The following is a 19974-nucleotide window of genomic DNA, read 5'->3' on the forward strand; positions in this document are numbered from 1 at the left end:
AATTCGACTCGTCCTGGAGCCGAGGCAAACCGTTTCAGTGCGTGATCGGCACTGGCCGCGTGATCAAAGGCTGGGATCAGGGGCTGCTGGGCATGCAGGTCGGCGGCAAACGTAAATTGCTGGTACCGGCGCATCTGGGATACGGCGAGCGGACCATGGGTAAGATTCCGCCGAATTCGAATCTGGTGTTTGAAATTGAGTTGTTGGAGGTTTTGACGCGGGAGGATTGAGGTCTGAGGAACGTGCGTCTGGATGAAGCCACCCTCATCCAAACGCTTGCAACTCCGGATGCTCAGGTGAACATCTCTATATCGTCAATCGTGTCCTGAATGATGCCCTGCAATGAGGGCATCCGACGCCTTACGTTCTCAAGGGCAGGCAAAACGGTTTCGGTATCCAGTCTTCCATGCCGACGAGCGATATGGCCCAGGGCGGTGATGGCAGATGCAGCAATCGCCTCGGTTTTGCTGGAGAGGTATTGGAGGCAGATCGCCTGAGCCCACACTGGATCTTCTTCGCTCATACCAATCGACACTAGGCCCGTTACCACATTTTCGGCGACGCCACTTGCAATGCGTGTCATCGCCGCGTCGCGGGAAATGGATGGATCCTGGTAGATGATGCTCACCGTCGACGCTAGCCCCTGACGCCGATGAATAAATCCAGCTCCTTCGGCAATTGCTCTCCGAGTATTTCGCTGATTCGTTGAGTTTGCTCCGCAGTCATTAGCCATTCTCCGTCAGGGCTTAGGCTTAGTTCTGGCCAGCCCATTACGGCCAATATCGGATGCTCAGATTTCGAGTCTACCGTCAGCTCGAATTTGAGCGCATCGTCCTCGCTTTCGTCTGGTAAAAAGCCACTAATCCATAAAAACATATCTTGATTCCTCTTCACTTTGGAGTCCATCGCTCGGGATCGGCAGGATCGATTTGCTCGCCCGTTTCATGATTGAACTCACCTAAATGGTTGCCTTGCTTGTTATAGAGTTCTATAGCGCCTGTTTTGCTATCCCATTCATAGATTCGACCTTTCTTGTCTTTCCATCTGCTGCGCTTGCCGCCACCACCTTGAACACTGCTTTTGGATTTGACGGGATAGGTATCCGGGTATGCTGGGAGAGAAACGGGAGGCCGGTGATATTTGATATCACCGCCAAGAGCAGGTCTTGAAAGCACAACGTATAGAGGCTGTACTCCGGAGTCAGCCGGAAAGACCAGAATAAAGTCCTGGTATTCAGGCGGGTAAACCGGATTGACAATGATTTTGTCCGCCTGCTCGGTCGGCGGATATACCCAGATGTGTGGAACCTGCGGGGCACCTTCCAACGGCGGAATTGCCGATCCGCGTGACGAGTCTACTGAGGGAGTCCAGAGCAGGGTCGACCCATTGCCAAAATCTGCGACGTACGAGGCGCCTTGCTTGGCGAACTGGACGACAGGAATCATTTCCCAATCGCTGCGCGTTTGAGTGTTGTATCCGTATCCTTTCAACGTCCCATCGGGCTGCTGTTGTACGTGCAATCGAACCCGAGTCCGAGCTGTATCGAGGGACTGTAGTTGCTCTTCTGAGTAGAGAGCACTATCGGCGAGACTCGAAGGCCACAGCAGCGCAACCAATCCGAGCAACCCGCCTGCGACGACACCGCCGGTAGCCAGGCTTGTGGTACTGGCGGCCGCAGTGCTGGCGCTCAGACTGCCAGAGCTGCCGAGAGCAAAAGCTCCGATGGATGCCTGCAGATTGGTGGCGCCAACAGCCTTTAGTGAGATATTCCCGGCCGAGTCACGCTCACGCCCCGCTAGCAAGGACAGCGTTCCATAATCCGAAATTTTCCCAACCGGTATAAATCCGGATCGATTGGCATTATTGATGACGCCGTTCGGCAGCTTGCAACTTTTCGCAAACACACAGCCGCTTAAATAGTGCTGTTGTCGTATGGCCTGATTGCCAAGTCGATCTTCGTGAAACTGCTGCCGCGCCAGCATGTCTTCATAAGCGCCTTGTGCGGCCTCGCGCTCAGCAAGTTCGCTGGCTGTCATGTAGCGGCTGGTGATGTGGTGTCCATCTCCCTCTGGCGGGTTTTGAACCCGGGGGATGTCTTTCTTGCGAGCCATGAGCGTCCTTGTCCGCTGTTTAAAAACGAAGCGGACGCTAAAGCAACGAAGGGGTAATGGATGTAGGACGCGTCTGAAAGTGTTGCAGTTGTTACAACTGCAAAAAGATCAAATCCATGACCAGACAGGTCAACAAATCGCCTTACCCTCCCGCCCAAACCGCTCCCGATAAACCGACGGCGGTACGCCCACCACGCTGCGAAACGCCACACGAAAACTCTCCACCGAGCGATAGCCGCAGCGCTGGGCGATCTGCTCGGTGTGTTGATGGGTGCTCTCGAGCAGCTCCCGCGCTCGCGCCAGGCGTTCATGTTGCAGCCACGCCTTGGGCGTTTGCCCGCTGGCTTCGGTGAAGCGCCGCAAAAACGTGCGCTCGCTCATCGCCGCTTCGCTGGCCAGATCGCGGACTTCCAGTGGTTCGTGCAGGCGTTCGCGGGCCCATTGCATGACGCGCGACAGGTCGCTGCGGGGTGTCGGGCTGACCGGGGTGGGGATGAATTGGGCCTGGCCGCCGGTGCGTTGTGGCGACATGACCAGGCGCCGCGCAACGGCGTTGGCGACCTGCGTGCCGAAGTCGCGGGTTACCAGGTGCAGGCAGGCGTCGATGCCGGCGGCGCTGCCGGCGGAGGTGATCAGCTGACCGGCGTCGACGTAGAGCACGTCCGGATCGACCTCGATCGCCGGGAAGCGTTGCGCCAGTTCACCGGTGTAGCGCCAGTGCGTGGTGGCGCGGTGGCCGTCGAGCAGGCCGCTGGCGGCGAGGACGAACACGCCCGAGCAGATCGACAGCAACCGCGCGCCTCGGTCATGGGCCTGACGCAACGCGTCGATCAGCGCTGGCGGTACCGGGGCGTTGCGGTCGCGCCAGCCGGGAATGACGATGGTGCGCGCTGCGGCGAGCAGTTCCAGGCCACCATCGGCCAGCACCTGAATCCCGCCCATGGCGCGCATCGGGCCTTTATCGACCGCGGCGATCGCGTGTCCGTACCAAGGGAAGTCGAACTCTGGCCGGGCCAGGCCGAAGATCTCCACGGCAATGCCGAACTCGAATGTGCAGAGGCCGTCGTAGGCCAGAATGGCAACCAGATTGGGCTGAGTGGGCATTTGGCGGAAATCTCCCGGTCGGTGTCTTGCGCGCCACTGTAGCGGCAAGCGCCGTCTCGATAAAGTCTGTTCATCCCCCACAGACAAAGGAGCAACACAGCATGACCAGCTTGGTTCGCGAAATTCCCGCCGCCCCTTCGGCGATTGCCCTGATGCATTTCAGCAATCGTCTGACCTTCGAAACCGATTGTTCCGACGTGTTCAGTAGCCACGAGGCCGGGGAGGTCGATTTTGTTCTGGTGGATGTGCGCGGCCCATTGGCGTTCGAGCGCGGCCATGTGCCCGGCGCGATCAATATCCCGACCCGCTTGCTCACGGCGGAGCGCTTGGCCGATTACCCGAAATACACTTTGTTCGTGGTCTATTGCGCCGGGCCGCATTGCAACGGCGCGAACAAGGCTGCGGTGAAACTCGCCGCATTGGGTTATCCGGTCAAGGAGATGATCGGCGGCGTCACCGGATGGCTGGATGAGGGTTTCGAACTGAGCGCGGCGTCAGTCGCCAACACACCTGTCGCCTGCGAATGCTGACGTTTCTGTAGGAGCTGCCGAAGGCTGCGATCTTTTGATCTTGATCTCAAAAAAACAGGATCAAAAGATCGCAGCCTTCGGCAGTTCCTACAGAGGCAATCAGCGTTTTTTGCTCTGAAAGCAGTCTTGTCCTACAGCCTTCGCACCACCACGGCGCACGCGTTGACCCTCGTCAATGCGTGCGCCGATGTTCTGTAAGTATTTGTCGCTTAAAAACAATTGCCTCCGTGCGCGCCGCCATAGACTGCCGGCCACGTCGGTTTTTGCCGTTAGAACGCCATGACCGAACGCTGACTCGAAAGCTGCCAATAAAAGCCTCCGCACGGGAGTAATAAATGAAAAAGCTAGTGATGTTCGGTGCCCTGGCACTGTCGATGTTGTCCCTGACCGCCGTGGCCGAAGACGCCAAGCCGATCCGCATCGGTATCGAAGCCGGGTACCCGCCATTCTCGATGAAAACCCCTGACGGCAAACTCACTGGTTTTGACGTGGACATCGGTGACGCACTGTGCGCGCAGATGAAGGTTAAATGCACGTGGGTCGAGCAAGAGTTCGATGGCCTGATCCCGGCGCTGAAAGTGAAGAAGATCGACGCGATCCTGTCGTCGATGACCATCACTGACGATCGCAAGAAAAACGTCGATTTCACTATCAAGTACTACCACACCCCGGCACGTTTCGTGATGAAGGAAGGCTCGGGCGTGAAAGACCCGCTGACCGAACTCAAGGGCAAGAAAGTCGGCGTGCTGCGCGCCAGTACTCACGACCGTTACGCGACTGAAGTGCTGGTTCCGGCCGGGATCGAACTGGTGCGCTACGGCTCGCAGCAGGAAGCCAACCTCGACATGGTGTCCGGGCGTATCGACGCGATGCTGGCCGACTCGGTCAACCTCAGCGACGGTTTCCTGAAAACCGACGCCGGCAAAGGCTTCGAATTCGTCGGCCCGACCTACGAAGACGCCAAGTACTTCGGCGGCGGCGCTGGCATCGCGGTGCGCAAGGGCGATACCGCACTGGCTGAGCAGTTCAACAAAGCCATCACCGAAATCCGCGCCAATGGCGAGTACAAGAAAGTCCAGGACAAGTACTTCGACTTTGACGTATACGGCCATTAATACGCCGTGAAAAAAAAGTGGCCCCGTTTGCGCGGTGGCCACTTTTTTTATGTTCTTTTATTGATGGAAATTCTCTGTGGGAGCGAGCCTGCTCGCGAAAGCGGTCTGACATTCGACATCGTCATCGTCTGACCTGACGCATTCGCGAGCAGGCTCGCTCCCACAGGGATTTGCGTAACCCAGCTATTGAGGAGTTTTTCATGCAACGCATCGACCACGTTCTGCCCTGGAGCCATTTGGGCAGCGAGCGCTCCCTCAGCGTGTTCCGCTACGGCGCCGGCAGCCGCAAGGTGTATATCCAGGCCAGCCTGCACGCCGATGAACTGCCGGGCATGCGCACCGCGTGGGAACTCAAGTTGCGCTTGAACGAACTGGAACGGCAGGGCCGTTTGCAGGGCGTTATCGAACTGGTGCCGGTGGCCAATCCGATCGGCCTGGATCAGCATCTGCAAGGCAATCACATGGGCCGCTTCGAATTGGGCAGCGGCAAGAATTTTAACCGCGCATTCGTCGAACTCAGCGCCCCGGTCGCAGCGCTGGTTGGCGAGCGTCTGGGCGCGGATGCCGAGGCCAACGTCGCGCTGATCCGCCAGGCCATGGCTCAGGTCTTCGAAGAATTGCCGGCGCCGGCCTCGCAACTGGAAGCCTTGCATCGCTTGTTGCTGCGCCACGCCTGCGACGCCGATATCACTCTCGACTTGCACTGCGACTTCGACGCTGCGATTCACCTCTATGCGCTGCCGCAACACTGGCCGCAGTGGCAATCATTGGCGGCGCGACTGAAGGCGGGCGTCGCGTTGCTCTGCGAGGACTCCGGCGGCAGCTCGTTCGATGAATCCTGCTCGACGCCGTGGCTGCGTCTGGCCAAAGCTTTCCCGAACGCGGCGATTCCGGCGGCGAATCTGGCGACGACGCTGGAGCTGGGCAGTATGGGTGATACTCGCGTCGATCAGGCTCAGGCCAATTGCGAAGCGATCCTGGGTTTTCTCGCCGAGCAGGGTTTCATCAGCGGCGAATGGCCGGCGGCGCCGAGCGAATGTTGTGAAGGTCTGCCGTTCGAAGGCACCGAATACCTGTTCGCCCCGCACCACGGCGTGGTCAGTTTCCTGCGCAATGCCGGCGAGTGGGTAGAGCAGGGCGATGCGCTGTTCGAGGTTGTTGACCCGTTGCAGGATCGCGTGACCACCGTGCGCGCTGGCACCAGCGGGGTGCTGTTTGCGCTTGATCGCGGGCGTTATACCGAGCCGGGGATCTGGCAGGCGAAAGTGGCGGGGCGGGTGCCGTTTCGTACGGGCAAGCTGACCAACGACTGACAGGTTGCGGTGAAGGTGCGGGCCTCTTCGCGAGCAGGCTCGCTCCCACAGGGGGAACGCATTTCAACGGTGGGAGCGAGCCTGCTCGCGAAAGGGCCATCAGCCACTCCACAAAATTTGGATCCTCAGCCGAGAATGTTAGGCTCCCCCGCGAACCCGACACTCTGTGAAGGAACGCTGCAATGCTCAAATTGTTCGCCCTGCTGACCCTGCTCGCATCCACCGCCGTCCACGCGCAAACCACCCTGCAATCCGATCTGCCGCTCAAATACCTCGAACAGGTCCATGCCGACGCTGAACCACGTCCGCTGGTGATTTTCCTGCACGGTTACGGCAGTAACGAGGCCGATCTGATCGGCATGAAATTTCAGCTGCCAGCGCAGTACAACTACCTTTCCGTGCGCGCACCGATGACGTTGGGTGAAGGACGTTTCCAGTGGTTTCGCAAGAAAGGTGAAGGCGCCTACAACGGCGAGACCGATGATCTGAAGGTCAGCGGCCAGAAGCTGCGCGACTTTATCGCCCAGGCGGCGAAGAAATATCACGCCGCGCCGGACAAGGTGTACCTGATCGGCTTCAGCCAGGGCGCGATGATCAGTTACGAAGTGGGCCTGCGCGCGCCAGCGGTCGTGGGCGGGTTTGCCGCGTTGAGCGGGCGCTTGTTGCCGGTGCTCAAAGCCGAACTCAAGCCCGGGCAAGCGCCACTGCCGCTGAGCATATTTATCGGCCACGGCACCGCTGATGATCCGGTGCCTTACCGTCACGGCACCGAGGCCAACACGCTATTGCACAAGCTCGATTACCAACCCGAGTTTCACGCGTATCCGGGCGTCGGCCACAGCATCAGTGCGGCCGAATTGCGCGATTTGAACGGCTGGTTGCAGCGGCTCAATCCTTGACGATGGCTTTGACCAAAGCATCGTGACCCTTCTTGTCGCTGGCGCGGGAAATCACCTGCACCAGCGCCATCTTCGTTCCCGAGCCGGCCAGCAGCGTGGTATTCAGGGTTTGGCCACCACCCTGGGTGGCGGTGCTGTCAACCTGACGCAACCCCAGGCCGGTGCCTTTCTGGGTCAGGCTTTTCTCGCTGAGCTTGTTGAAGTCCGGCAGAGCCTTGCGCTGATCATCGATGAAACTCGACACGCTGCCGTCGAGAAACTCACCGTCGTTGTCCTTGACGTTCTGCCCAGCCGGGATCTGGTTTTCGGCGGCGATGACCACGGTCTTGGTGGTCTGGTTGGTGTACATCGTGCCCTTGGCCCCGCTTGGGCTGGCGGGCAGCGGGTCAGCGACAAAGCCTTTGGGCAGGACGAAGGCGAATTTGCCGTCGAGCAGCGTCACCTTCTCGGTTTTGACCTTTTCCTTGGCGGCGTGCGCGTTGATCGCGGCGAAACCGGCGACGGCCGCCAGCATCAGGACGACGGCTTTTTTGCTCAACAATGACATGTGAATCTCCGGTGAATGGTCGCGCGAGGCGGGCGATCATCCCACGGAGCGTACCGGGCGTTCCAGCGCGATTCGTCCGGGCGGTTATTGCGCTTGCGCCTTGGCCAATGGCCGCGCCAGCAGACGCCGGGTCACCCCGAGCATCGCCACCGACACTGCCACGCCTACGACAAAACCGCTGAGGCCCATGGTCGGCAGCGTCAAGGCCGACACCAGGCAGAACGCCGAAAACGAATACATGCCGGTCGCCGTTGCGCGCAATAACGCAGCGGTAAACGCCGGGCCGCGGGTTTGTTGCGAGAACACCGCCATGACGCTGCCCAGCACCGGGAACACCGCGAGCAGGCCGCTCCAGCGTTCGCCGACGGTGCTGGCGAGCATCGTCACCACCAGCGTCAGCGCCGCGCCGGCGATCATCCGCCAGATCAGTTTGTCCGACTTCGGTGCCGGCCCGTTCAACACCGGCTGCACCTCGGGGAACAGATAAGGCGAAGCGAGCAGTGCCACCGCTGCCGCAATCACCGAGAACGGCAGGGACGCCGGAATCACCGACAACACCGTCGCCAGCGCGGCCCAAACCGCCAGTGAAATGGTCAACGCCCACGGCCAGTTCGCCCGCTGCGCCACCTGCGCATAAGTGATGCAGAAAGCGATCATCGCGAACATTGCCGACAGCGCCGCGACCGCCGATTGCGCGGCAAATTGCGGCCCTTGTTCGATCGCCAGAAAGAACAGAATCGGCCCGACCACCACTGGCAATCCCGACAGCCACCCGGCCACGCTCGGCCCCCAACGTTTGCCCGCCAGGGAAATCAGCAGGAGAAAACCGGGAATCAGCAGCAGTTTGAGGATCAGCACGCGGGTGTCTCCATCGGGTCAGGATCAGCCACGTTAGCACTGCCGATTAAAGATTGCTGCCTATGTCCGCAATTTTTGTATACAAAAATTCAGGCGCGAATCCGGCTATGCTTTGATCATCAGAATGCATCGGAGACGATACGGCGATGAACAGAACACCCAAGCTCGTACGTGGCTGTTGTGGCATCGGTTTATGGGCGCTGTTGCTGACGCCGACGTGGGCCAATTGGCAGGACGCAGTGCCAGGGGCGCAAATCATCGGCAGTGGCGATTTCAGCGTGTTCGGCTTCGATGTTTACAGCGCGCGCTTGTGGAGTGCCGCGCGGCCTCTGGCGGACGGCCAGCCGTTTGCCCTGGAACTGATCTACCGGCGCAACATCTCGCGAGACGATCTGGTCAGCACCAGCGTCGATGAGATCAAGCGCATCGGCGGTCCCCGCGTCAGTCCGGCACAATTGGCCGATTGGCAGGTGCAGATGCAGCAATCGTTCGTCGATGTACAGGCCGGCACACGCATAACCGGCGTATATCTGCCGGGGCAGGGCGCGCGGTTTTTTGTCGGGCAGAAGCTCCAGCATGAGATTGAGGATCCGCAGTTTGCCAAGGCGTTTTTTGCTATCTGGCTCGATCCGCGAACACGCAGTCCCGAGTTGCGCGAGCAGTTGTTGGGCGCGAACCAATAAGGGCTCCTGACGTAGGAGCTGCCGAAGGCTGCGATCTTTGCTCTTCAAGGCTTTGGTCGAAACGACTAAGCTGCCGGGCTCCCGTTTTTGTTTCTGGATGTGTGCGTGAAATTCAGTTTGCCCAAAATCGCCACCGCGCCGTTTTGCCCGCCGGAAGTGGCCGGCAGTGTTGCGGTCGATCCGACTGCCTCGTTCTTCAAACGTGTGCTGCGCTTCGCCGGCCCCGGTTTGCTGGTGTCGATCGGCTACATGGATCCGGGCAACTGGGCCACCGCGATCGAGGCTGGTTCGCGTTTTGGCTACAGCCTGTTGTTCGTGGTGCTGCTGGCGAGCCTGGCCGGCATGGTCGTGCAGTGCCTGTGTTCGCGGCTGGGCATCGCCACTGGGCGCGATCTGGCGCAGTTGTCCCGCGAGCGTTACAGCACGCCGACCGCGCGCCTGCAATGGCTGCTGGCGGAAATCTCGATCATCGCCACCGACCTTGCCGAAGTGCTCGGCTGCGCCTTGGCGTTTCACTTGCTGCTCGGCTGTTCGCTGACCTTCGGCATCGCCCTGACGGCGTTCGACACGCTACTGGTACTGGCCCTGCAGAACCGGGGATTCCGTCGTCTCGAAGCGATCATGCTGGTGCTGGTCGCGACCATCGGTGTGTGTTTCTTCGTCGAATTGTTGTTGATCAAACCGTACTGGCCAGACGTGGCGCTGGGCTTTAAACCCTCGCTGTCCGCGATCAGCGATGCGGCGCCGCTGTATCTGGCCATCGGCATCCTCGGCGCCACCGTCATGCCGCACAACCTTTATCTACACACCTCGATCGTGCAAACGCGGATGATCGGCAAGGACCTGGCGAGCAAGCGGGACGCGGTGAAACTGGCGCGGATCGACACCATCGGTTCGCTGGCCCTGGCGCTGCTGGTCAACGCGGCGATCCTGATTCTCGCAGCGGCGGCGTTTCACCAGTCCGGGCACACCGATGTGGTCGACATTCAGGACGCCTACCACCTGCTCGATCCGCTGGTGGGCGGTGCGCTGGCCAGTGTGTTGTTCGGCGTGGCGCTGCTCGCTTCGGGGCAGAGCTCGACCTTCACCGGGACCATCGCCGGGCAGGTCATCATGGAAGGCTATCTGAACCTGCGCATCCCGTGCTGGCAGCGGCGTTTGATCACTCGCGGGCTGGCGCTGATTCCGGCGTTCATCGGCGTATGGCTCATGGGCGATAACGCGATCGGCAAGTTGCTGGTGTTGAGCCAGGTGGTGTTGAGTCTGCAGTTGCCGTTTGCCCTGTTCCCACTGATCCGCATGACCAACGACAAACGGCTGATGGGGCCGTTTGTGAATCGCTGGCCCACGCGGGTGCTGGCCTGGGGGCTGTTTGTGTTGATCAGCGGGGCGAACAGCTGGTTGATATTGCAGTGGGCGGTTTGATCACTGAGTTGCGGTGACTGGCAGGGCCTATTCGCGAGCAGGCTCGCTCCCACTGGTTGCGCGGTTGGCCGCAATTCAGATGGCCAGCCGACGAGGGGTCATCCATCAACTTGTTTCGCGGCGGGCGAGTCTATACTGTATATGCACACAGTAAAGAGCCCGCGCCATGCAAATCATCGACAAGCTGAGCATCCTCGCCGACGCCGCCAAGTACGACGCCTCTTGCGCCAGCAGCGGTGCGCCCAAGCGCAGCTCCGAGGGCAAGAGCGGGCTCGGTTCGACGGACGGCATGGGCATTTGCCACAGCTACACGCCGGACGGGCGTTGTGTGTCGTTGCTGAAAATCCTGCTGACCAACTTCTGCCTTTACGATTGCCAATATTGCGTCAACCGCCGTTCCAGCGATGTGCCGCGTGCGCGCTTCACCCCGGAAGAAGTCGTGACGCTGACCATGGATTTCTACCGGCGCAACTGCGTCAGCGGCCTGTTTCTCAGCTCCGGGATCATCCGCTCGGCGGACTACACCATGGAGCAACTGGTGCGCGTGGCGAAGCTGCTGCGTGAAGAGCACGAATTTCGCGGCTACATCCATCTAAAGACCATTCCGGAAGCCGATCCGGCCTTGATCGAAGAAGCCGGGCGTTATGCCGACCGCCTCAGCGTCAATATTGAATTGCCCACCGATGCCAGCCTACAGACGCTGGCGCCGGAGAAGGACATCACCTCGATCAAGCAAGCGATGAACACCATCTACACCGGCGTGCAAACAGTATTGAACGAGCCGCGCTCGGCAAAGTTCGCCCCGGCCGGGCAAAGTACGCAATTGATCGTCGGTGCCGATGACACCGATGACAGCACCATCCTTCACAGCGCCCAGTCCCTGTACGGCAATTTCCGCCTGCGCCGGGTCTATTACTCGGCATTCAGTCCGATCCCCGACAGCCCGAAAAGCGTACCGCTCGCCGCGCCACCGCTGATGCGCGAGCACCGTTTGTATCAGGCTGACTTCCTCCTGCGCAGCTACGGCTACAGCGCTGACGAACTGCTCAAAGGCCCGGGCAATCTGGCGCTCGATATTGACCCGAAGCTGGCCTGGGCGCTGGAAAATCGCGAAGTGTTCCCGCTGGACCTCAACCGTGCCGACGCGACGTTGATCGCGCGCATCCCCGGCATTGGCTTGCGCACCACCGAGCGCTTGGTCGAGTTGCGCCGCCAGCGCCGCATCCGTTACGAAGACGTCGCGCGGATGCGCTGTGTGCTGGCCAAGGCCAAGCCGTTCATCATCACCAGCGATTACCACCCGCAACAGGCGGAAGTCACCAGCCACATGCTCTACCAGCAATTGCGCGACCGGCCGATGCCGCAGCAGATGGGGTTGTGGGGATGATCAGTCTCGATTGTGACGATCTGTTCGACACCTGGCGCCAGCAGGCGCGCTGGTTGCTCAGCCATGAGATCGATCCGAGTCTGGTGAGCTGGGCGGCGGAAGGCGTTGGCGATCTGTTTGCCAGCGATGATCACGTGCCCGAAGGGCAGGGGCCGTTTCAGGCGCGTATCCCGCGCGCGCTGCTCGACACCCTCGAGCACGCGGCGCGCTATCGCGGCGAACAGCGCTGGAGCCTGTTGTATGAAGTCCTGTGGCGCGTCAGTCACGGCGACCGCACGGCGATGATGGCCGGCGACAAACTCGGCAGCGAGTTGCAGCGGCGCATCAAGCAGGTCAGCCGCGAGGCCCATCATCTGCATGCATTCGTGCGTTTCATCGAGCGGCCAAAGGATCTGCCCGGCCCGCAATATGTCGCGTGGCACGAACCGGCCCATGACATCCTGCACAGCGCCAGCGAGCATTTCATCGGGCGCATGGGCCAGCATCGCTGGTTGATCGCCACGCCGCGCGATGGTGTGTACTACGACGGTGAGCAGTTGATCCACGAGCGGCAGTGCCCGATTGAATGGCAGCAACTGGCGCAGAACGTCGACGACCCCCACGGCGATTTGTGGTTGACCTACTACAGCCACATCTTCAACCCGGCGCGGTTGAACCCGAAGGTCATGCAAGGACATCTGCCGGTGCGGTTCTGGAAGAATCTGCCGGAGGGCGAATTAATACCGGGATTGATCACCCAGGCGCGGATGGGCAAGCAGCAGAATGGGCAGGCGAGCGGAATTGCTGATCGGACGGGTAAACGCATTACCTCCAAAAATCAAAAGCAAACCCTCACCCCAGCCCTCTCCCGGAGGGAGAGGGAGCCGACCGAGGTGTTCTCGCAGAATACATCGACGTGAATCACCGAGTCGAACTCCGTGTTGAAAAGCACACGGATCGGCTCCCTTTCCCCCTCGCCCCCACTGGGGGAGAGGGCTGGGGTGAGGGGGAAAAGATCTCCAGCCTTACACAAAAAAAACCAACAACCACAATCAAAAAAGCCCCCCACCAATCATTCGGTGGAGGGCTTTTGAGCATCAGCAGTCGTCAATTCAAACCTTGACGATCCAGCCCGCTGGCGCTTCGATGTCGCCGGTCTGCACGCCAGTCAACTCTTTGTAGAGCTGCTGGGTCACCGGGCCTACCTCGGTTTCGCTGTGGAACACATGCAGGTGATCGTTGTAGCTGATGCCGCCAATCGGCGTGATCACCGCAGCGGTACCGCAGGCACCGGCTTCCTTGAAGTCCGCCAGCTTGTCGATCAGCACGTCGCCTTCAACCACTTCCAGGCCCAGACGCGATTTGGCCAGTTCGATCAGCGACAGGCGGGTGATGCCTGGCAGGACCGATGGTGAGTTCGGGGTGACGAACTTGTTGTCGTGGGTGATCCCGAAGAAGTTGGCCGAACCGACCTCCTCGATCTTGGTGTGGGTCATCGGATCGAGGTAGATCGCGTCGGCGAAGTTGGCTTTCTTGGCTTTCGAGCCCGGCATCAGGCTGGCGGCGTAGTTGCCACCGACCTTGGCCGCACCGGTGCCTTGCGGGGCCGCGCGGTCGTAGCTGGAGATCTGGAAGTTGTGCGGGGTCAGGCCGCCCTTGAAGTAGGCGCCGACCGGGATGCAGAAGATCGAAAAGATGAACTCGGGCGCGGTGCGTACGCCGATGTTGTCACCGACGCCGATCACGAACGGGCGCAGGTACAGCGCGCCGCCGGTGCCGTAAGGCGGGATGAAACGCTCGTTGGCGCGAACCACGGCTTTGCAGGCTTCGATGAACTGCTCGGTGTCGACCGTCGGCATCAGCAGGCGGGCGCAGCTGCGTTGCATGCGCAGGGCGTTCTGGTCCGGGCGGAACAGGTTGATCGAGCCGTCCTTGCAGCGATAGGCCTTCATGCCTTCGAAGCACTGCTGACCGTAGTGAAGGGCAGTGGAGCCTTCGCTGATGTGCAGGACGTTATCTTCGGTCAGGGTGCCTTTGTCCCACTCGCCATCGCGAAAGTACGACAGATAGCGCTTGTCGGTCTTGATGTAGTCAAAACCCAGCTTGTCCCAATTGATGCTTTCGTTACCCATGACACCCTCTATCACTGAACAACCGCCGAAACGGTTCAAGGCTTCTGACGTTTTTTTGGATGGGCACAACAATACTTCATTCTTGAGCGGTTTCGCAGCCCGGACTATCTGATGACACTCAGATAAATAGTGTTGCCCTCAAGAATTCGCGAGCAGGCTCGCTCCCACAGGGGAATGCATTGCAAGTGTGGGAGCGAGCCTGCTCGCGAAAGGGCCTACAGATGCAGCGCATGCCCCAGTGCCCGCAACGCCGCTTCCTGCACCGCTTCGCCCAAGGTCGGGTGGGCATGAATGGTGCCGCCGATGTCTTCCAGGCGCGCGCCCATCTCCAGGCTCTGCGCGAATGCCGTCGACAATTCGGAAACCCCGACTCCCACCGCTTGCCAGCCGACAATCAGATGATTGTCGCGACGTGCGACCACGCGGACGAAGCCGCTTTTCGATTCCAGGGTCATTGCGCGGCCGTTGGCGGCGAACGGGAAGCTTGCAACGATGCAGTCCAGCCCGGCAGCCTTGGCCTCGTCCGGAGTTTTGCCGACCACCACCAGTTCCGGGTCGGTAAAGCACACGGCGGCGATGGCGGTCGGGTTGAATTCGCGGCGCTTGCCGCTGATCAGCTCGGCAACCATTTCGCCCTGAGCCATGGCGCGGTGGGCGAGCATCGGTTCGCCGCTCACGTCGCCAATGGCGTAGACGTTGCGCATGCTGGTCTGGCAACGGCTGTCGATCCTGATCGCCGAACCGTTCATGTCCAGGTTCAACGCCTCGAGATTGAAGCCTTGGGTGTTGGCTTTGCGACCGACGGCAACCAGTACCTGATCGGTTTCCAGATTGAGGGTTTCGCCTTCGGGATCGCGCACCTGCAACGTGCCGTCGAAGCCCAGCACGCTGTGCTTGAGGTACAGCTTCACGCCCAGCTGCTTCAGCGCTTCATGCACCGGTTGCGTCAGTTCTGCGTCATAGGCCGGCAGAATCCGGTCCTGCGCCTCGACCACGCTGACTTCGGCACCGAGCTTGCGATAGGCGATGCCCAGCTCCAGGCCGATGTAACCACCGCCGACCACCACCAGACGCTTCGGCACAGCCGTCGGCGCCAGCGCTTCGGTGGAGGAGATGATCGGTCCGCCAATCGGCAGGATCGGCAGGTTGACGCTGGTCGAACCGGTGGCCAGCACCAGATGTTCGCACTGGATACGCGTATCGCCGACTTCCACGGTTTTGCCGTCGATGATTTTCGCCCAGCCGTTGATGACCTGAATCTTGTTTTTCTTCAACAGCGCGGCGACGCCAGTGGTCAGGCGATCAACGATGCCGTCCTTCCACTCGACGCTTTTGCTGATATCCAGGGTCGGCGCGGCAACGCTGATGCCGAGCGCCGAATGCTGGCTGTGATGCTGCGTCTGATGAAACTGCTCAGCCACATGAATCAGCGCTTTCGACGGAATGCAGCCGATATTCAGGCAGGTGCCGCCCAACGATTGGCCTTCGACCAGGATGGTCGGGATGCCCAGTTGCCCGGCGCGGATCGCCGTGACGTAACCGCCGGGGCCGCCGCCGATGATCAGCAAAGTGGTGTTCAAAGTCTGCATTCCATTACTCCACAAACAAGGTGGCGGGTTGTTCGAGCAAGCCACGAATGGCCTGGATGAAAAGCGCCGCGTCCATGCCGTCGACCACGCGGTGATCGAAGGAGCTGGAGAGGTTCATCATTTTGCGGATCACCACTTGGCCTTTGACCACCATCGGCCGTTCGACGATTTTGTTCACGCCAACAATGGCCACTTCCGGCAGATTGAGCACCGGCGTGCTGACAATGCCGCCCAGCGCACCAAGGCTGGTCAGGGTGATGGTCGAGCCGGACAGCTCATCGCGGCTGGCCTTGCCATTGCGCGCGGCGTTGGCCAAACGCGAAATTTCCGCGGCGCTGTCCCACAGGCTGCGGGCTTCGGCGTGCCGCACCACCGGCACCATCAGGCCGACATCGCTTTGCGTGGCGACGCCGACATGCACCGCGCCGAGGCGGGTGATGACTTGCGCTTCGTCGTCGTAACGGGCGTTCATCTGCGGGAAGTCGCGCAGAGCGACGACCAGCGCGCGAACAAGGAACGGCAACAAGGTCAACTTGCCTCGGCTGGCACCGTGCTTTTCATTCAGGTGCGCACGCAGTTCTTCAATCGCGGTGACATCGATTTCCTCGACGTAGCTGAAATGCGCGGCACGCTGAGTAGCATCCTGCATGCGCTGGGCGATCTTGCGGCGCATGCCGATCACTTGAATCTGTTCTTCGTCGTTGCGTTGAGCGTAAGCGGCAGCGGCCGGCGCCGAAGCGTTCGACTGACCTTGCGCCAGATAGGCTTCAAGGTCTTCGTGCAGCACACGACCGGCCGGGCCGGTGCCGCGCACCAGACGCAATTGAATACCGAGATCCAGTGCATGTTTGCGCACGGCCGGCGAGGCGAGCGGGCGTTCATCCGCTTCGCGAGCAACCATCGGGCCTTGGCAAACGGCAGCCGGACGTGGTGCGGCGGTTGCAGCGGGTTTGCTCTCGACAGCGGCTTCAACTTTCGGCGCAACCGGTGCTTCTTTGACGGGCACGGGCGCGGCGGACTCTTTAAGGTTGCCAGCCCCTTCGACTTCGATGCTGATCAGCACACTGCCGACCGCCATCACTTCACCCGGCTGACCACCAAGGGCAATCACCTTGCCATTCACCGGCGACGGAATATCGACCATCGCCTTGTCTGTCATCACGTCCGCCAGCACCTGATCTTCAACCACCAGATCGCCCACTTTGACGTGCCACTGCGACAGCTCTACTTCTGCGATGCCTTCGCCGATGTCCGGCATCTTGATAACGTGCGTGCCCATTCAGACCTCCATGACCCGTTTCAACGCTGCGCCCACGCGGGACGGCCCTGGGAAATACGCCCACTCCTGCGCGTGCGGGTAGGGAGTGTCCCAACCGGTGACGCGTTCGATCGGCGCTTCCAGGTGATGGAAGCAATGCTCTTGCACCAGCGACACCAGCTCGGCGCCGAAACCGCAGGTGCGGGTGGCTTCGTGAACCACCACGCAGCGGCCGGTTTTCTTCACCGATTTGACGATGGTGTCCAGGTCCAGCGGCCACAGGCTGCGCAGGTCGATGACTTCGGCATCGACGCCGGATTCTTCGGCAGCGACTTGCGAGACGTATACGGTGGTGCCGTAGGTCAGCACGGTCACGTCCTTGCCCGGGCGAGTAATCGCGGCAACGTCCAGCGGCACGGTGTAGTAACCGTCCGGCACTTGGGCTTGCGGGTGTTTCGACCACGGGGTTACCGGGCGGTCGTGATGGCCATCGAACGGGCCGTTGTACAGGCGTTTCGGCTCGAGGAAGATCACCGGGTCATCGTTTTCGATGGAGGCGATCAGCAAGCCTTTGGCGTCGTAGGGGTTGGACGGCATCACCGTGCGCAGACCGCAGACCTGAGTGAACATCGCCTCGATGCTCTGGCTGTGGGTCTGACCACCGTAGATGCCACCGCCGCAAGGCATGCGCAGGGTCATCGGTGCGGTGAACTCGCCGGCCGAGCGATAACGCAGGCGCGCCGCTTCGGAAATGATCTGGTCGGAGGCGGGGTAGACGTAGTCGGCGAACTGGATTTCAGCGACCGGACGCAAACCGTAGGCGCCCATGCCGACGGCGACGCCGACGATGCCGCTTTCCGAAATCGGTGCGTCGAACACCCGCGAAGTGCCGTACTTGGTCTGCAGGCCTTCGGTGCAGCGGAACACGCCGCCGAAGTAGCCGACGTCCTGACCGAAGACGACGACGTTGTCATCGCGCTCAAGCATCACATCCATGGCCGAGCGCAGGGCCTGGATCATGGTCATGGTGGTCGTGGTCATGGCGGTTTCCAACTGAATATTGTTGTTGTGATCGTTCATGTCAGATCCCCAACTGCTGACGCTGGCGCTTCAAGTGCTCCGGCATCTCTTTGTAGACGTCTTCGAACATGGTCGCGGCGCTTGGAATCTGCCCGCCGGCGAGGGTGCCGTACTGTTCGGCCTGTTTCTGCGCGGCAATCACTTCGGCTTCAAGTTCAGCGCTGACGGCGCTGTGCTCTTCCTCCGACCAGTGACCGACCTTGATCAGGTGCTGTTTCAGACGCGCGATCGGATCGCCGAGCGGGAAGTGGCTCCAGTCATCGGCAGGGCGGTATTTCGATGGATCGTCGGAGGTCGAGTGCGGGCCGGCGCGGTAGGTGACCCATTCGATCATGGTCGGGCCGAGGTTGCGCCGGGCGCGTTCGGCAGCCCAGGCGGAAGCAGCGTAGACCGCGTAGAAATCGTTGCCATCGACACGCAGCGAGGCGATGCCGCAACCGACGCCGCGTCCGGCGAAGGTGGTGGCTTCACCGCCGGCGATGGCCTGGAAGGTGGAAATTGCCCACTGGTTGTTGACCACGTTGAGGATCACCGGCGCGCGATAAACGTGAGCGAAGGTGAGGGCGGTGTGGAAGTCCGATTCGGCGGTGGCGCCGTCACCGATCCACGCCGAGGCGATTTTGGTATCGCCCTTGATCGCCGAGGCCATGCCCCAGCCAACGCCCTGAATGAACTGAGTGGCGAGGTTGCCGGAGATGGTGAAGAAACCGGCGTCCTTGACCGAGTACATGATCGGTAACTGGCGGCCCTTCAGTGGATCGCGCTCGTTGGACAGCAACTGGCAGATCAGGTCGACCAGCGGCACATCGCGGGCCATGAGAATGCTTTGCTGGCGGTAGGTCGGGAAGCACATGTCATCGATGTTCAGCGCCAATGCCTGGGCGCTGCCGATGGCTTCTTCGCCGAGGCTCTGCATGTAGAACGACATCTTTTTCTGCCGCTGGGCGACGACCATGCGGTTGTCGTAGATGCGCGTCTTGAGCATCGCGCGCATGCCTTTGCGCAGTATCTCGACCGGCACGTTTTCGGCCCACGGGCCGAGGGCGTTGCCCTGATCGTCGAGCACGCGAATGAGGCCACGGGCGAGGTCGGCGGTGTCAGCGGGTTCTACATCGACAGGAGGTTTGCGCACCGTACCGGCATCGGTCAGATGCAGGTAGGAAAAATCGGTTTTGCAGCCGGGACGGCCCGAGGGTTCAGGGACGTGCAGGCGCAGCGGTTCATACGCTTGGGTCATGGCTTCTACGCTCGATCTTGTGAATTTCTTGTAGTGAGCTGGCAGTCATTCCGGGATGAGGAAATCTTGTCCTACAACAATCATAGGCGTGGCCAAGAAGAATATTTCTCTGTGTTTCGTTGCGCTGGCGACCATTTGCAGATAGAAATTCTGCATAAACATAAAAAACAGGTGGTTTTGTCTCATGCGCAAACTGGACCGTACCGACATCGGCATTCTCAACAGCCTTCAGGAGAACGCGCGCATCACCAACGCCGACCTCGCTCGCTCGGTGAACCTGTCGCCGACGCCGTGCTTCAACCGGGTCAAGGCCATGGAGGAATTGGGCCTGATTCGCGAGCAGGTCACGCTGTTGGATGCCGATCTGCTGGGGCTGCACGTGAATGTGTTCATTCACGTCAGCCTGGAAAAGCAGGTGGAAGAAGCGTTGCAGCATTTCGAGGAAGCGATCTCCGACCGGCCCGAGGTTATGGAGTGCTATCTGATGGCGGGTGATCCGGATTATCTGATCCGCGTGCTGGTGCCGAGCATCCAGTCGCTGGAACGCTTCATGATGGATTTTCTGACCAAGGTGCCGGGGGTGGCGAACATTCGCTCCAGCTTTGCGCTCAAGCAGGTGCGGTACAAGACGGCGTTGCCGTTGCCTGCGAATGGCCTGACCCTGGGCGCATGAAGATCAAAAGATCGCAGCCTTCGGCAGCTCCTACAGTTGCACCGCATTCCAAAT

General features: G+C 60.5%; 20 protein-coding genes and 1 pseudogene. 10 read left to right on the top strand and 11 right to left on the bottom strand.

The annotated features are described in order from the left end of the window. The coding region (locus D6877_RS11120) for an FKBP-type peptidyl-prolyl cis-trans isomerase (protein ID WP_178083671.1) at positions 1–230 on the top strand (230 nt) is incomplete at its 5' end. Between the two features lie 62 nt (positions 231–292). Here the strand turns inward: D6877_RS11120 and D6877_RS11125 are convergent. The 4 genes from D6877_RS11125 to ftrA all read right to left on the bottom strand — a co-directional run bounded on the left by D6877_RS11125 (position 293) and on the right by ftrA (position 3215). After that, entirely contained in the window at positions 293–628 is a 336-nt protein-coding gene (locus D6877_RS11125) for a hypothetical protein (protein ID WP_130910799.1), read from the bottom strand. Between the two features lie 8 nt (positions 629–636). Continuing rightward, positions 637–876 carry a pyocin S6 family toxin immunity protein gene (locus D6877_RS11130; RefSeq protein WP_130910800.1) on the bottom strand — a complete coding sequence of 80 codons (240 nt, stop codon included), beginning with the start codon at positions 874–876 and terminating at the stop codon, positions 637–639. Positions 877–890: 14 nt separating this feature from the next. Further along, positions 891–2111 (bottom strand): S-type pyocin domain-containing protein, encoded by a 1221-nt coding sequence (locus tag D6877_RS11135; protein ID WP_130910801.1) that lies wholly within the window; start codon positions 2109–2111, stop codon positions 891–893. A 129-nt stretch (positions 2112–2240) separates the two neighbouring features. After that, positions 2241–3215, bottom strand: a complete 975-nt coding sequence (gene ftrA / locus D6877_RS11140; RefSeq protein WP_130910802.1) for a transcriptional regulator FtrA — start codon at positions 3213–3215, stop codon at positions 2241–2243. Between the two features lie 101 nt (positions 3216–3316). Between ftrA and D6877_RS11145 the strand changes: the two genes are divergently transcribed. The 4 genes from D6877_RS11145 to D6877_RS11165 all read left to right on the top strand — a co-directional run bounded on the left by D6877_RS11145 (position 3317) and on the right by D6877_RS11165 (position 7072). After that, positions 3317–3745 carry a rhodanese-like domain-containing protein gene (locus tag D6877_RS11145; protein ID WP_130910803.1) on the top strand — a complete coding sequence of 143 codons (429 nt, stop codon included), beginning with the start codon at positions 3317–3319 and terminating at the stop codon, positions 3743–3745. A 335-nt stretch (positions 3746–4080) separates the two neighbouring features. After that, positions 4081–4860, top strand: a complete 780-nt coding sequence (locus D6877_RS11150) for an ABC transporter substrate-binding protein (protein ID WP_024013359.1) — start codon at positions 4081–4083, stop codon at positions 4858–4860. A 200-nt stretch (positions 4861–5060) separates the two neighbouring features. Further along, the gene (locus D6877_RS11155) at positions 5061–6173 is read left to right on the top strand and encodes a succinylglutamate desuccinylase/aspartoacylase family protein (RefSeq protein WP_130910804.1); all 1113 of its coding nucleotides are present in this window, start codon (positions 5061–5063) and stop codon (positions 6171–6173) included. Positions 6174–6355: 182 nt separating this feature from the next. Further along, complete coding sequence (locus D6877_RS11165; RefSeq protein ID WP_130910806.1) at positions 6356–7072, top strand: dienelactone hydrolase family protein; 717 nt, start codon at positions 6356–6358, stop codon at positions 7070–7072. Here the strand turns inward: D6877_RS11165 and D6877_RS11170 are convergent. Both D6877_RS11170 and D6877_RS11175 read right to left on the bottom strand, forming a co-directional pair. Continuing rightward, entirely contained in the window at positions 7062–7619 is a 558-nt protein-coding gene (locus D6877_RS11170; protein ID WP_071172855.1) for a hypothetical protein, read from the bottom strand. The two genes, D6877_RS11165 and D6877_RS11170, sit on opposite strands and share 11 nt — an antisense overlap. A gap of 84 nt (positions 7620–7703) precedes the next feature. Further along, positions 7704–8477, bottom strand: a complete 774-nt coding sequence (locus D6877_RS11175) for a hypothetical protein (protein ID WP_130910807.1) — start codon at positions 8475–8477, stop codon at positions 7704–7706. Positions 8478–8623: 146 nt separating this feature from the next. Here D6877_RS11175 and D6877_RS11180 point away from each other — a divergent pair, with 146 nt between their 5' ends. The 4 genes and pseudogenes from D6877_RS11180 to D6877_RS11195 form a co-directional block, all read left to right on the top strand. Beyond that, on the top strand, positions 8624–9160 hold the full coding sequence (locus D6877_RS11180) for a chalcone isomerase family protein (RefSeq protein ID WP_130910808.1): 537 nt from the start codon (positions 8624–8626) through the stop codon (positions 9158–9160). A gap of 105 nt (positions 9161–9265) precedes the next feature. Continuing rightward, entirely contained in the window at positions 9266–10585 is a 1320-nt protein-coding gene (locus tag D6877_RS11185) for an Nramp family divalent metal transporter (RefSeq protein ID WP_130910809.1), read from the top strand. A 166-nt stretch (positions 10586–10751) separates the two neighbouring features. Next, on the top strand, positions 10752–11972 hold the full coding sequence (locus D6877_RS11190) for a putative DNA modification/repair radical SAM protein (protein ID WP_024013352.1): 1221 nt from the start codon (positions 10752–10754) through the stop codon (positions 11970–11972). Beyond that, positions 11969–12784 (top strand): annotated as a pseudogene (locus D6877_RS11195) (TIGR03915 family putative DNA repair protein); the annotation flags it as partial. The gene D6877_RS11190 and the pseudogene D6877_RS11195, both read left to right, overlap by 4 nt. Before the next feature lie 279 nt (positions 12785–13063). On the opposite strand, the gene D6877_RS11200 reads toward D6877_RS11195, so the two are convergent. The 5 genes from D6877_RS11200 to D6877_RS11220 all read right to left on the bottom strand — a co-directional run bounded on the left by D6877_RS11200 (position 13064) and on the right by D6877_RS11220 (position 19247). Next, on the bottom strand, positions 13064–14083 hold the full coding sequence (locus D6877_RS11200) for a branched-chain amino acid aminotransferase (RefSeq protein WP_039762213.1): 1020 nt from the start codon (positions 14081–14083) through the stop codon (positions 13064–13066). Between the two features lie 215 nt (positions 14084–14298). Continuing rightward, on the bottom strand, positions 14299–15672 hold the full coding sequence (gene lpdA / locus D6877_RS11205; RefSeq protein ID WP_130910810.1) for a dihydrolipoyl dehydrogenase: 1374 nt from the start codon (positions 15670–15672) through the stop codon (positions 14299–14301). Positions 15673–15676: 4 nt separating this feature from the next. After that, positions 15677–16951: a dihydrolipoamide acetyltransferase family protein gene (locus D6877_RS11210; protein WP_130910811.1), complete on the bottom strand. Its 1275-nt coding sequence runs from the start codon at positions 16949–16951 to the stop codon at positions 15677–15679. After that, positions 16952–18010, bottom strand: coding sequence for an alpha-ketoacid dehydrogenase subunit beta (locus D6877_RS11215; protein ID WP_064390582.1), 1059 nt, complete (start codon positions 18008–18010; stop codon positions 16952–16954). Between the two features lies 1 nt (position 18011). After that, positions 18012–19247 (bottom strand): 3-methyl-2-oxobutanoate dehydrogenase (2-methylpropanoyl-transferring) subunit alpha, encoded by a 1236-nt coding sequence (locus D6877_RS11220; protein WP_024013347.1) that lies wholly within the window; start codon positions 19245–19247, stop codon positions 18012–18014. A gap of 184 nt (positions 19248–19431) precedes the next feature. Between D6877_RS11220 and bkdR the strand changes: the two genes are divergently transcribed. Further along, positions 19432–19920, top strand: coding sequence for a Bkd operon transcriptional regulator BkdR (gene bkdR, locus D6877_RS11225; RefSeq protein WP_041476986.1), 489 nt, complete (start codon positions 19432–19434; stop codon positions 19918–19920). Positions 19921–19974 lie beyond the last annotated feature (54 nt).

It is taken from the genome of Pseudomonas sp. Sample_9 (assembly GCF_004307535.1).
Classification (GTDB): Bacteria; Pseudomonadota; Gammaproteobacteria; order Pseudomonadales; family Pseudomonadaceae; genus Aquipseudomonas; species Aquipseudomonas mercuritolerans.